Origin of the sequence: Bradyrhizobium vignae, assembly GCF_004114425.1 — a bacterium.
Lineage (GTDB): Bacteria > Pseudomonadota > Alphaproteobacteria > Rhizobiales > Xanthobacteraceae > Bradyrhizobium > Bradyrhizobium vignae.
The window spans coordinates 147,391-159,439 of sequence record NZ_RDQF01000009.1 but is presented as its reverse complement, the minus strand read 5'-3'; the positions used below and the strand labels follow the sequence as shown (position 1 = coordinate 159,439).

Here is a 12,049-nt window from a genome sequence, read left to right as displayed (position 1 = left end):
CTATGGTGCGCGCTTCCGCACCTGAGAACCTCGAGATTCCGGGTCCGCGCTCCGCACGCCCGGAATGACGGTGTGGTGGGGGCTTGTCCCGGCCGTCCACGCCTGTAAAACCCCGACATGACAAAGCCCCTCGCCAACCGCATCGCTCTCGTCACCGGCGCCTCGCGCGGTATCGGTTTCGCCACGGCACGCGCGCTTGCCAAAGCCGGTGCGCACATCGTCGCTGTCGCACGCACGCAAGGAGGGCTGGAAGAACTCGACGACGAGATCCGCAAGGACGGCGGCAGCGCCACCCTGGTGCCGCTCAACCTCACCGATTTCGACGGCATCGCGCGTCTCGGCGCCGGCCTGCACGAGCGCTACGGCAAGCTCGACATCCTCGTCGGCAATGCCGGCGTGCTCGGGCCCTCTTCACCGATCGGCCACATCGAGCTGAAGGCCTTCAACGACGTGATGGCAGTCAACGTTTCCGCGAACTTCCAGCTGATCCGCTGCATGGAGCCGCTGCTGAAGCAGTCCGACGCCGGCCGCGCAGTGTTCATCACCTCCGGCGCCGCCAACAAGGCGACCGCCTATGTCAGTCCCTACGCCGCCTCCAAGGCCGCGCTGGAAACGCTGGCGCGCGCCTGGGCGCAGGAGACCGCGAACACGCCACTGCGCGTCAATTTGTTCAATCCGGGACCGATCCGCACCCGCATGCGCGCCACGTTCATGCCGGGCGAGGATCCTGCGACGCTCGACACACCCGAGCAGGTTGCCGAATTCATCGTCCCGCTGTGCGCGCCCGACTGGACCGAGACCGGCAAGTTCTACGATTACAAGACCCGCACCTTGATGAGCTTTCAGTCGCCAGCATGAAGGCGAGCGGTTTGTCGAACCATCGCGGGTGACGACGATACCGCCGAGGTCGATACCGGAAAACGCATCCAGAAATTCAAGCTGACATCGGACGCGCTCAAATAGCGTCTCAACGCATTTTGCCCAAAAGTTAACCGACGGATCACGCTGCGACGCAGCGTCATCCGGCTTTAGGCGCATTGCCGCCAGCCGTCGGACACGGTAGAGCCAACAGCAGGAATAAGGCTCCGCAAGAGAGCCGTCCGAATATTTGACAATGGAGGAGACCTTTCATGACGACGTTCGCGCGCCGCTCCGCGGCCCTTCTGGCTTGCGCCGCTTTCGGTTTTGCATCATCCGCCTACGCTCAGGACAAGACCGTCACGATCGGCGTGCTCAACGACATGTCCAGCCTCTACGCCGATATCGGCGGTCCCGGCTCCGTGGCGGCGGTCAAGATGGCGGTCGAGGATTCGGGCCTGCTGGCCAAAGGCTGGAAAATCGAGGTCCTCAGCGGCGACCACCAGAACAAGCCTGATGTCGGCGTCAACATTGCGCGGCAGTGGATCGACACCCAGAAGGTCGACATGATCACCGACACGCCGAACTCCGGCGTGGCGCTGGCGGTCAGCAATGTCGCCAAGGAAAAGAACGTGGTCCTGCTCAACAATGGCGGCGCCACCGCCGACCTCACCGGCAAGGCCTGCAACGCCAACACCATCTCCTACACCTATGACACCTACATGCTGGCTAACGGCACCGGCAAGGCGCTGACGAAAGCCGGCGGTGACACCTGGTTCTTCCTGACCGCCGACTACGCCTTCGGCGCCGCGCTCGAGCGCGACACGAGTGCCGTTGTCACCGCAAACGGCGGCAAGGTGCTGGGTGGCGTCAAGCACCCGCTCAACACCTCGGACTTCTCGTCCTTCCTGCTCCAGGCGCAGAACTCCAAGGCGAAGATCGTCGGGCTTGCCAATGCCGGCGGCGACACCACCAATTCGATCAAGCAGGCGGCCGAGTTCGGCATCGTCGAAGGCGGCCAGAAGCTCGCGGCGCTGCTGCTCTTCATCAACGACGTTCACTCGCTCGGCCTCAAGACCGCGCACGGCCTGACCTTCACGGAGTCCTTCTACTGGGATCTCAACGATGGCACCCGTGCCTGGTCCAAGCGCTTCCAGGAGAAGGTGAGCAACCACGCGATGCCGTCGATGACCCAGGCCGGCAACTATGCCGGCGTGATCCATTACCTCAAGGCGCTCGAAGCGCTCGGCGGCAATCCGCATGACGGCGCCAAAGTCGTCGCCAAAATGAAGGAAATCCCGACTGACGATCCGCTGTTCGGCAAGGGCCCGCTCCGCGAGGACGGCCGCCGCATCATCCCGGCCTATCTGTTCGAGGTGAAGAAGCCGGAGGAGTCGAAGGGACCGTGGGACTATTACAAGCTGGTTGCCAACATCCCGGCGGAAGATGCCGCCAGGCCGCTCAAGGACAGCGACTGCCCGCTGGTGAAGAAGTGACCCCGTAGCGGTCGGGCATTCCGTCATGCCCGGGCTTGTCCCGCCTGCGCGGCCGAAACCGCTTCGGCGCGGCAAAGGCCCGGGCATCGATGTTTCAGGCCTATCGCCTCGCCGCCTGTTCGCTCACGACGGCCGCTTGCGCTTGTGCGCGAAGGGATTGGCCTTCTCGCGCAAGGTGATGCGCACGGGCGTGCCCGGCAGATCGAAGGTCTCGCGCATGGAGTTGGTGAGGTAGCGCAAGTAGGATTGCGGCACCGCGTCCGCGCGCGAGCAGAACAGCACGAAGCTCGGCGGGCGCGCCTTGTTCTGCGTGATATAGTTCAGCTTCAGCCTGCGGCCGGACACCGCCGGCGGCGGATTGGCCTGGATGGCCTGCTCGAACCAGCGATTGAGCGCCGAGGTCGGCACGCGCCTGTTCCAGACCGCGTAGGCGTCCTGGATCGCCTGCATCAGGCGGTCGATGCCCTCACCCATCAGGCCCGAGACGGCGACGATCGGCACGCCCTTGAGCTGCGGCAGCCAATGGTCGGCATCGCGGCGCAGGCCAGAGATGGCGCCGCCGCCCTTGGTCTCCATCAGATCCCATTTGTTGACCGCGAGCACGACCGCCCTTCCCTCGCGCTCGATCAGATCGGCGATGCGCAGATCCTGCTCCTCGAAGCGGTTCTGCGAATCCATCATCAGCACGACGACTTCGGCAAAGCGCACCGCGCGCAGCGCATCGGCGACGGAGAGCTTTTCCAGCTTCTCCTCGATCCGCGAGCGCCGACGCAGGCCGGCGGTATCGAACACGCGGAAATCGCGGCCCTTCCAGTTGATCTCCACCGCGATGGAATCGCGCGTGGTGCCGGCCTCGGGGCTGGTCAGCAGGCGCTCCTCGCCGAGCAGGTGATTGATCAGCGTCGACTTGCCGGCATTGGGCCGGCCGACGATGGCGACACGGATCGGGCGGGTCGCCGCCTCCTCCTCGGAGAGCGGTTCGTCGTCCTCGGCCTCGTCGTTCTCGGCGGGCTCCGGCATCAGCTTGCTGAGCGCGTCATAGAGCTCGCCCATGCCCTCGCCATGCTCGGCCGAGATCTGGATGGGATCGCCGAGGCCGAGGGCGAACGCTTCCATCGCACCGGCATCGCCATGCTTGCCCTCGCTCTTGTTGGCGATGAGCAGCACCGGCTTGTTGGCCTTGCGGGCGAAATCGGCGAAGGCGCGATCGGTGGGCGTGAGACCGATGCGGGCGTCGATGACGAAGAACAGCGCGTCGGCTTGCGCGATCGCGGTCTCGGTCTGCTCCTGCATGCGCGCAGTCAGCGAGCCCCTGGCGCCCTCGTCGAGGCCGGCGGTATCGATGATGGTGAACTGGAGGTCGCCGAGCCTGGCCTCGCCTTCGCGGCGGTCGCGGGTGACACCCGGCAGGTCATCGACGAGCGCGAGCTTCTGTCCAACCAGGCGGTTGAACAGCGTCGATTTGCCGACATTGGGCCGGCCGATGATGGCGATCGTGAAGGACATCGGTCATTCGTGCGCTGCCGGGGCTGCGCCTGTCAATGCAATGAGGGATATCAGCGCGAGAAGCTGCCGCTCGGCAGCGGCGCCGGGAAAGCGCTCTGCGATTGCTGCTGGGTGGTCTGGGCCGGTTGCGCCTGCTGGGCGGGCTGATCCGGCGCCGGCGCGGTGGTGCGCTTGCGGACGATCTTGTGCTTGGGCGGCGGAGCGGCCGTAGCTGGTGCGGCCTCCGGCTGAGCCTCGCCGTCGACCTCGCCGGCAGGCGCCTCAGCCGGTGCTGCTGCCGCGGCGGCGGGCTGCTTGGTGCGCTTCGCCTTGCTCCCCTTTGCCGGCTTGGCCGGCTCGGGCGGCGGCTCCGCAGGCAAGGCCGCGACGGCCGGCGCATTCGCGTCCTGTTGCTGCTGCGCGCCCTTGTACATCTCCTTCGGGACACCCTGTTCGAGGCCCGGCACGCCTTCCGGAAAGACCGGCTTGCGCTCGCCCGGCAGCTTCTTCTTGGTGTCGAGGAAGTCGAGCATATCGCTTGGATCGAAGCTCGAGCAGCCGCCCAGGACGCCCGTGAAGGCGATCAGGATGGCGGCTGCGATCAAGCGTGGCGTGCGGCGCATCTTGTGTCTCGTCTTGCGTCAGAGGACCGTCGTCAGCTCTTGGCAACGGGCGGCAACAGGGCCTGGAGCGCCTCGGCGCGCGAGCGCAGGCCGGGCGGCGTTTCGCCGTCGCCTTCAATCGCGTCGAGCCATTTGCGGGCTGCGGTCATGTCGTTGTTGCGCCAGGCCGACAGCGCCAGCATCTCGCGAGCGCTGTGGCGGAAGGTCGACTTGGGCGCGGCGGAGGCTTCCAGCCGCTGCTGCATGTCGGCGTAGCCGGCGCTGTCGAGCAGCAGGCCGGCGGCCCGGATCTTCGCCAGATCCTGCCACTCGCCACCAACGCTGCGATCGGCGGCAATGTCGTCATACATCTTCGCGGCGGCCTTGGGATCGCGGCTCGCGGCCTCGGCCGCAGCACGCAGCCGCGCCAGGGTGCGATAGCCGGACGGAGCCTTGGCGGCGAGCTCGGTGAAGGCCTTCTCGGCGTCCTCGTGCTTGGCCTGCTCGGACAGCTCGACCGCCTTCTCGAAGGCGGCACCGGCCTCGGCCGCCTTCTTGGCCTCGAAATACTGGTAGGCGCGCCAGCCGCCGACGGCGGCCACGACCAGCACCATCAGGGCGATGAAGTAGATCGAATACTTGTCCCACAGCTTCTTGAGCTGTTCGCGACGTACTTCCTCGTCGACTTCGTCAAATAATTCAGACACTTATGCCAATCCCATGCCCGTCCGGGTACGCGCGCGGAAGCGTTCGCGTCAGAAATCCCGTCCCCACGAGGCGGCGAGGTACCCTAACGATATGGCGGTGGCAAGGCAAAGCGAGCCCGATCAAGGCGTTAACCACCCGGGAAGGCCCCGGGAGAACCGCCGGCCCGGCTCAGCTGCCGAGCAGTTCCCGCAGCTGCCGCTTCAGCACCTTGCCATTGGCATTGCGTGGCAGCGGCTCTGATGTGATCGCCATGGTTTCGGGCACCTTGTAGTCGGACAGCCGCTCGGCGCACCAGGCGCGCAAGTCGGCGTCGGCAACGGGTGCGCGCGTCACCACCACGGCGTGGACGCGCTCACCCAGCACCGGGCAGGCCTTGGCGATGATCGCGCTCTCGACCACGGCGGGATGGCCGGCCAGCACGGATTCGACCTCGGCCGAATAGATCTTCAGGCCGCCGCGATTGATCATGTCCTTCTGCCGGTCGAACACGCGGATAAATCCGTCCGCATCCACCGAGCCGAGATCGCCCGAGTGCCAGAAGCCGCCCGTGAAGCTTTCGGCCGTGGCTTTCGGATTCTTCCAGTACCCCTTGATCACTGAGGCGCCATGGATCCAGAGCTCGCCGATTTCGCCGCGCGGCAGCTCGCGCCCGTCCGCCCCCATCGCGACGATGCGCGCGCCGGGGCACGGCAGGCCGACGCTGTCGATGTGGGTCTTCGTCAGCTCGCCCGGCATGATGGTCGAGGGCGACGTCGTCTCGGTCGCGCCGTAGCAGTTCATCAGCTTCAGTCCGGGAATCTTCGCCTTCAGCTTCTCGATGGTCGCGACCGGCATCGGCGCGCCGCCAAAGCCGCCGATGCGCCAGCTCGACAGATCGTAGCTGTCGAATTCGGGCTGGAGCAGGCAGAGATTGTACATCGCCGGCACCATCACGGTGTAGGTGACGCGCTCGCGCGCGGCGAGCTTGAGATAGTCGGCCGCCCTAAACTCCGGCATGATGATCAGCGCGCCGCCGCAGCGGACCATGGTCGTGATGTTGGCGACGACCCCGGTGACATGGCCGAGCGGCACCGCCGCGATCGAGCGATCGGTTTCCGCCAACTGCAGACAGGACTCGAACACCATCGAGGAGTGCACGATGTTGCAATGGGCCAGCATCGCGCCCTTCGGCTTGCCCGTCGTCCCCGAGGTGTAGAGGATCATCGCGGTGTCCTCCTCCCCTACCTCGACCGGCGCAGGCGCCGGCGAGTTGTCGGCGAGCACTGCGAACCGCGACAGAGCCGGATCATCCTCGATAGCAATACGGTGGATCAGATCGGGCAAATCCGGCGCATCGGGCAGCCGCTCGGCGAGGGCGGCTTCGTGGATCAGGATCTTTGCGCCGCAATCGGTCAGCACATAAGCGATTTCCGGCTTCTGCTGGCGCGTGCTGAGCAGCACGGTGACCAGCCCTTCATGCGCGGCGGCAAACAGCAGCAGCGGAAATTCGATGCGGTTGCCGAGCAGGATGGCGACGCGGTCGCCGCGCTGCAATCCGAGCTTGCGAAATCCAGCTGCGATCCGTGCGGCCTGCTCCACGGCCTGCTGCCAGCTCAGGCGGATATTGCCTGCGATCAGCGCTTCACCGTCGGGATTGCGGGCGCGGGCATTGGCGATCATCGCCCAGAGACTCGCCGGCCGGTCGCAGAACGCCGGCACCACCCGGTCGCCAAAGCGCGCCTCGAACCGCATCGGCGGAATCTGAGATTGCGACCAGTCCATCGGAATGCCCTGACCTTGTTGCTTCGTCAGCTTCCGCCCATGCGCAGGCGGAGCTGTCTTGCGCTGACCGGCTGTCTTCACCTTTGGCGCATGATCTCGTCGGAAAACCGCTCCACACTTTGCGCTAACGGATCATGCGCTACACGCCCACGACGGGAACACCGATCACGACGGGATGGAACGCAAAGGCCAGCGCCAGATAAGCAACGACCCCGACCCCGACAGCGATCAGATCGTTGGTGACGCCGCCCACCGGGATCGGCGGGCCGCCGGCGTCGGTGCGATGCTTGAGCGTAATGCGGTCATACACCGCCCAGGCGAGGAACGAGCCGAACAGGATGATCGAGCCGAGATCACCGTTGGCGAGCAGATGCGCCGCCGCCCACAACTTGATGCCGGCCAACATCGGATGCTTCAGCGTCGCATAAATACGGCCGCGCAAATATGACGCCACCACCAGGATGACGGCGGGCAGCATCAGCGCGAGCGTGACGTGCTTCATCGCCTTCGGCGGATACCAGACGTCGATCCAGCCGGAGCTGCGGTAGTGGGCAAAGCCCCAAATGATCAAAGCGAGGCCCGCCAGCGAGACCAGCGAATAGAGGATCTTGTAGGTCCCCTCGCCCAGCTTCGCGATCGCCTGCGCGCGCGCCTCGCGTTTCGTCGTGAAAATATGGGCCGCGAAGAACAGCACCAGCCCCAGGACCATGACCAGCAGACCCACGACATCCCCTTGCGTAAGACCCGTGCTCCATCAGGTATCATCTTCACCCAGCGAAGCGCAATGCGTCAGTCCTTCTCAACCAGCTTTCCGCTTCGGGCTTCGATCCAGTCTCGTCCCATCGCGATGCTCAACTTCACCAGAGGCGCGGCAACCGTGGAGAAGAGCAGCTTGATCATGTACTGGCCAACGATCGTCGGCATGACGACGCCGGTACCGTAGAACGCGATCGACACGAATATGACGGTGTCCAGCAGCTGAGCCAACATCAGGCTAAGCCAGGCCGACAGCACCACGGACCTCCTGCCGAACGCCGTCTTGCGCAGCAGGAGGAAGAACGACAGGTCGAAGTGTTGACTGACCATGTAGGCGATCCAGCCTCCGATCCAGATTCGAACCGAGGAGCTGACGACCGTTTCGAAATCCTGCTGGTGGTGCCAGCCCGAAGCCGCCGGGAGATAGGCGGCAAACTCGAAATAGGCGGCGGACAAGGCCATGCTGACCAGGCCGAGATTGATCACCCGCCTGGAATACTCCCTGCCGAACAATTCCGCGATCGTGTCGAGAATGATGAATGTCAAGAGATAGCTGAACACGGTCGCGCTGGCGTCCAGGCCGAAAGGCAGGGCGAACAGCTTTGAGCCCGCGATCGTGCTGGTGATCAGCAGCGAGGAATGGAGTGTGAGCAGAAATAGAAAATAGCTGATCCTGGCATCCATCGGCTCACGGCCCCCGGGGCGGTCTGGCGTTGATAGGTCAAGGCTACGGGCCCAAACTCCCAAAAACAACTTCTTGTTGAATTAGACATCCGGCGGAATATGATCCGGGCATTGCATAACGACCGGACCGTTGATTATGGCCGACAAAATCAGTTTTGACGTCAGAATATTGGATTTCCTTCGTGCTTCCCACGGCCGTTCGCAGGAAGCAATCATTGTAGAATTCCTGCAAACGGCGATTGCGATCAGCCCGGCAGCCGATGCCGGATCGGTGCTGATCAACCATCAAAGGACAAAGCGGCTTGTGCTATTCAACGAAGGCGATTTTCTCTTTCGCGATCGCCTATTGGATCCGCAAGAACGTGCCAGCTTTCCGTCCGCGTTGGGCTACTACGGTACAACTGCTGGAGTATGCTTTAGAACGGGTATGCCGACCACGTTTTCACGGGCCGAAGGAGGTGAGTTCTACGGCGAAAGCCCAATCCAGAACATGGTTTGCTTTCCAATCAAATTGGGACAAGGTCAAAGACCATTTGGCGTCGCCTGCTTCCATAACAACGATCCGGCGAAGACATTTTCTGCCGAGGATAAACGCGTACTAGAGGCCTATACTGACATCTTGGCACTCGCCCTTCATACACCTCACCCCGAACTCCAGATCGATCGGAACGTCTTCATCGTGCATGGCCGAGACAACGTCAGCCGGAAGGCGCTCGAGGACATCCTTCGGGACAGGAAGGTCACTCCCAAGGTGCTGGCGCGGGAAGACAAGAACGCAACGACGATCTTGGCAGCCTTGGAAGACCTCATCCGAACTTGCAAAGCAGGCTTCATCCTTGCCACGCCCGACGACGAGGGACGCCTGGCAAAATCCAACGACCAATGTGCTGCACGGGCACGTGAGAACGTCATCTTCGAGATGGGGTTGCTATTCGCCAAATTCCGAGCGTTCGACCGAGTCGCTATCCTGCTGAAGAAACCGTTGAAACTGCCATCGGATCTCAACGGGGTCACCTATGAGGAATTCGACAGGATCGAAGACCTCGAAGCCACCATCGCACTCAAACTTCACAAATGGAATCTGCTGAACTGACAAGACCTCTCACGGTGGCCTTGCCGCTGGGCTAAACCCGACAGCGGGTCAGTTTGGGTGCCGATTATCGACATAACGGATCGCGATGGGTCGGCCGGCCAGCGCGCCGGCAAAGCCGGCGGTCAACTTCAGCGGCAAGCAAGCCTTCAGCGATGAATTGATCGCGTTGAGATAGGTCGTGCGGGTGTCTACGGGAACGCCCGCGGTCGCAAATGTCATGCGCGGTGGGCCGATCAGGCCACCCGATCGGTTGAGGCTGAACCGCACCGACATCTGCATGCCCGCGCGGGCATTATTCGATGGCGGCGACCAGCAGCTGCGCAGCTCGGCAAAGAGATCGCCGATCGTGTCGAGATCGTGATCCGGCTTCCGGTATTTGGCGCGGTCGGCATCGGACGGCACGCTTTCGATCGTGAGCTGGAGGTTCTGGCCGTAAGGATAGTCCATCTCGGGAATACAGGGGCCGGGCTCGAGCGGGCTGCAATAAGATGGCGTGCAGGGCCGGCCGTCGAGCACGCTACACGGCTCGTGCGAGAACGGGATCGGATTGATCTGCCGGGGCCGCGCGTCGGCGGCGAGCGTCGTCGCCGGCAGGAGAGCAACAAGGATGACGCGCCACATGGAATGAGCTCACAACGTGATACAAATGGAACGTGGCGCTGCCTCCAACAAGGTCAAGCCTATCGCAATTCAAGTGCTCGCGTTCAGGGCAACTGTCGTCGCCGGGCTTGACCGGCGACCCCTACTCCGAGGCGCTTGTAATTGAATCGAGAGGCTGCGGCGTACTGGATGCGCCGGTCAAGCCGGCGCATGACAGCTGTGGGTGCAGCTGCCCCAGGAGGGAACGCACCCTACCCCTTCTTCTTGACGTCCTTGACGTTGGTGAACTCGATGCCCTCGGCGCGCTCCCTGGTGTAGCCGAGGTAGAACTCGTTCCTGGCGAGATACACGGGATCGCCATCCACATCGTCCGCGATGCTGGAGGTGTTGGCGGCGATGAAGCTGTCGAGCTTCTTGCGGTCCTCGGAGGAGACCCAGCGCGCCAGCTGGAACTCGCTGACCTCGAACTCCACCGGGAGCGAATATTCCGCCTCGAGCCGCGCCTTGAGCACGTCGAGCTGGAGCGCGCCGACCACGCCGACCAGCGCCGGCGCGCCGTCGCGCGGACGGAACACCTGCACCACGCCCTCTTCCGACATCTGCTGAAGCGCTTCCTTCAGCTTCTTCGCCTTCATCGCGTCGGTCAGACGGACGCGGCGGACGATTTCCGGCGCAAAGCTCGGCACGCCCACGAAGTTGAAATCCTCGCCTTCCGTCAGCGTGTCGCCGATGCGCAGCGTGCCGTGGTTGGGAATGCCGACGACGTCGCCGGCGAAGGCTTCGTCCGCCACCGAGCGATCCTGCGCGAAGAAGAATTGCGGGCTCGACAGCGGCATGCTCTTGCCGGTGCGCACCAGCTTGGCCTTCATGCCGCGACTGAGCTTGCCGGAGCAGAGCCGCGCGAAAGCGATGCGGTCGCGGTGGTTCGGATCCATGTTGGCCTGGATCTTGAACACGAACGCGCTCATGCGGGGATCGGTCGCCTCGACCTTGCGCTGGTCGCTGTCCTGCGCGCGCGGCTCGGGCGCGAACTTGCCGAGGCCTTCCAGGAGATCGCCGACGCCGAAATTGCGCAGCGCGCTGCCAAAATAGACCGGCGTCAGATGGCCCTCGCGAAACGCCTCGAGCTCGAACGGCTTTGACGCTGCGGTGACGAGCTCGAGCTCGTCCTTCACGGCAGTGACGTCCAGATTGGCGTTGAGCTTGGCGAGCTCTTCGATCTCGATCTCAAGCGCCGCGCCGGTCTTGGCGCCGCCGCCGTCGAGCAGGCGCACGCCGCCATTGACGACGTCATAGGTGCCGAGGAAATCCCGGCCGCGCCCGACCGGCCAGGTCATCGGCGTGGTGTCGAGCGCCAGCGTCTTCTCGATCTCGTCGAGCAGCTCGAACACATCCCGGCTCTCGCGGTCCATCTTGTTGATGAAGGTGATGATCGGGATATCGCGCAGGCGGCACACCTCGAACAGTTTTCGGGTGCGCGCCTCGATGCCCTTGGCGGCGTCGATCACCATCACCGCGGAATCGACCGCCGTGAGCGTGCGATAAGTGTCTTCCGAAAAGTCCTCGTGGCCCGGCGTGTCCAGGAGGTTGAACACGAGACCTTCGAACTCGAAGGTCATCACCGAAGTGACGACCGAGATGCCGCGTTCGCGCTCGATCTTCATCCAGTCCGAGCGCGTATTGCGCCGCTCGCCCTTGGCCTTGACCTGGCCGGCGAGGTTGATGGCGCCGCCGAACAGCAGCAGCTTTTCGGTCAGCGTGGTCTTGCCGGCGTCGGGGTGGGAGATGATCGCGAAGGTCCGCCGCCGCGCCACTTCAGCGGCAAGCGGGGAACGGGCCGGCGATTCGGCTGTGGTTGTGGCGATGTCGGACATGGCGGGAGCGTGTGGCAGGGAAAACGGGCCTGATCAAGCCTCATTTGGTGATTGCACAGGCCTTCGGCCAGCCCCATATCGGCGCTTGGATATCAGTCTTGGGGAGGACGGCCTCCCTATCCATCAGCACGT

Annotated in this window: 11 protein-coding genes; 3 read left to right on the top strand and 8 right to left on the bottom strand. The window is 63.9% G+C overall.

Going from position 1 to position 12,049, the window contains the following annotated elements; all coding sequences use genetic code 11:
• The first annotated feature begins 117 nt into the window (after positions 1 to 117).
• Both EAV90_RS10775 and EAV90_RS10770 read left to right on the top strand, forming a co-directional pair.
• Complete coding sequence (locus EAV90_RS10775; protein ID WP_122403609.1) at positions 118 to 858, top strand: SDR family NAD(P)-dependent oxidoreductase; 741 nt, start codon at positions 118 to 120, stop codon at positions 856 to 858.
• 272 nt (positions 859 to 1,130) lie between these two features.
• Positions 1,131 to 2,354, top strand: a complete 1,224-nt coding sequence (locus EAV90_RS10770; RefSeq protein ID WP_129143368.1) for an ABC transporter substrate-binding protein — start codon at positions 1,131 to 1,133, stop codon at positions 2,352 to 2,354.
• A gap of 123 nt (positions 2,355 to 2,477) precedes the next feature.
• Here EAV90_RS10770 and der read toward each other — a convergent pair whose 3' ends face one another.
• From der to EAV90_RS10740, 6 genes are all read right to left on the bottom strand, one after another.
• Positions 2,478 to 3,860, bottom strand: coding sequence for a ribosome biogenesis GTPase Der (gene der, locus EAV90_RS10765; protein ID WP_129143367.1), 1,383 nt, complete (start codon positions 3,858 to 3,860; stop codon positions 2,478 to 2,480).
• Positions 3,861 to 3,910: 50 nt separating this feature from the next.
• Positions 3,911 to 4,462, bottom strand: coding sequence for a hypothetical protein (locus EAV90_RS10760; protein ID WP_129143366.1), 552 nt, complete (start codon positions 4,460 to 4,462; stop codon positions 3,911 to 3,913).
• A gap of 32 nt (positions 4,463 to 4,494) precedes the next feature.
• Positions 4,495 to 5,148 (bottom strand): tetratricopeptide repeat protein, encoded by a 654-nt coding sequence (locus EAV90_RS10755; protein WP_129143365.1) that lies wholly within the window; start codon positions 5,146 to 5,148, stop codon positions 4,495 to 4,497.
• A gap of 169 nt (positions 5,149 to 5,317) precedes the next feature.
• Positions 5,318 to 6,910 carry a class I adenylate-forming enzyme family protein gene (locus EAV90_RS10750; protein ID WP_129143386.1) on the bottom strand — a complete coding sequence of 531 codons (1,593 nt, stop codon included), beginning with the start codon at positions 6,908 to 6,910 and terminating at the stop codon, positions 5,318 to 5,320.
• 139 nt (positions 6,911 to 7,049) lie between these two features.
• On the bottom strand, positions 7,050 to 7,634 hold the full coding sequence (locus EAV90_RS10745) for an NnrU family protein (protein WP_122403614.1): 585 nt from the start codon (positions 7,632 to 7,634) through the stop codon (positions 7,050 to 7,052).
• A gap of 65 nt (positions 7,635 to 7,699) precedes the next feature.
• Positions 7,700 to 8,350 (bottom strand): queuosine precursor transporter, encoded by a 651-nt coding sequence (locus EAV90_RS10740; protein WP_129143364.1) that lies wholly within the window; start codon positions 8,348 to 8,350, stop codon positions 7,700 to 7,702.
• Between the two features lie 136 nt (positions 8,351 to 8,486).
• Between EAV90_RS10740 and EAV90_RS10735 the strand changes: the two genes are divergently transcribed.
• Positions 8,487 to 9,443 (top strand): TIR domain-containing protein, encoded by a 957-nt coding sequence (locus EAV90_RS10735; RefSeq protein ID WP_129143363.1) that lies wholly within the window; start codon positions 8,487 to 8,489, stop codon positions 9,441 to 9,443.
• A 48-nt stretch (positions 9,444 to 9,491) separates the two neighbouring features.
• Here the strand turns inward: EAV90_RS10735 and EAV90_RS10730 are convergent, their stop codons facing one another.
• Positions 9,492 to 10,064: a hypothetical protein gene (locus tag EAV90_RS10730; RefSeq protein ID WP_129143362.1), complete on the bottom strand. Its 573-nt coding sequence runs from the start codon at positions 10,062 to 10,064 to the stop codon at positions 9,492 to 9,494.
• A gap of 230 nt (positions 10,065 to 10,294) precedes the next feature.
• The gene (locus tag EAV90_RS10725) at positions 10,295 to 11,917 is read right to left on the bottom strand and encodes a peptide chain release factor 3 (RefSeq protein WP_129143361.1); all 1,623 of its coding nucleotides are present in this window, start codon (positions 11,915 to 11,917) and stop codon (positions 10,295 to 10,297) included.
• Positions 11,918 to 12,049 lie beyond the last annotated feature (132 nt).

Excerpts from the sequence above, each read along its gene's own strand:
- EAV90_RS10770 (WP_129143368.1), top strand. The coding sequence starts at position 1,131 with ATGACGACGTTCGCGCGCCGCTCCGCGGCCCTTCTGGCTTGCGCCGCT.
- EAV90_RS10725 (WP_129143361.1), bottom strand. The coding sequence starts at position 11,917 with ATGTCCGACATCGCCACAACCACAGCCGAATCGCCGGCCCGTTCCCCG.
- EAV90_RS10750 (WP_129143386.1), bottom strand. The coding sequence starts at position 6,910 with ATGGACTGGTCGCAATCTCAGATTCCGCCGATGCGGTTCGAGGCGCGC.
- der (WP_129143367.1), bottom strand. The coding sequence starts at position 3,860 with ATGTCCTTCACGATCGCCATCATCGGCCGGCCCAATGTCGGCAAATCG.
- EAV90_RS10760 (WP_129143366.1), bottom strand. The coding sequence starts at position 4,462 with ATGCGCCGCACGCCACGCTTGATCGCAGCCGCCATCCTGATCGCCTTC.
- EAV90_RS10735 (WP_129143363.1), top strand. The coding sequence starts at position 8,487 with ATGGCCGACAAAATCAGTTTTGACGTCAGAATATTGGATTTCCTTCGT.
- EAV90_RS10775 (WP_122403609.1), top strand. The coding sequence starts at position 118 with ATGACAAAGCCCCTCGCCAACCGCATCGCTCTCGTCACCGGCGCCTCG.
- EAV90_RS10740 (WP_129143364.1), bottom strand. The coding sequence starts at position 8,350 with ATGGATGCCAGGATCAGCTATTTTCTATTTCTGCTCACACTCCATTCC.
- EAV90_RS10730 (WP_129143362.1), bottom strand. The coding sequence starts at position 10,064 with ATGTGGCGCGTCATCCTTGTTGCTCTCCTGCCGGCGACGACGCTCGCC.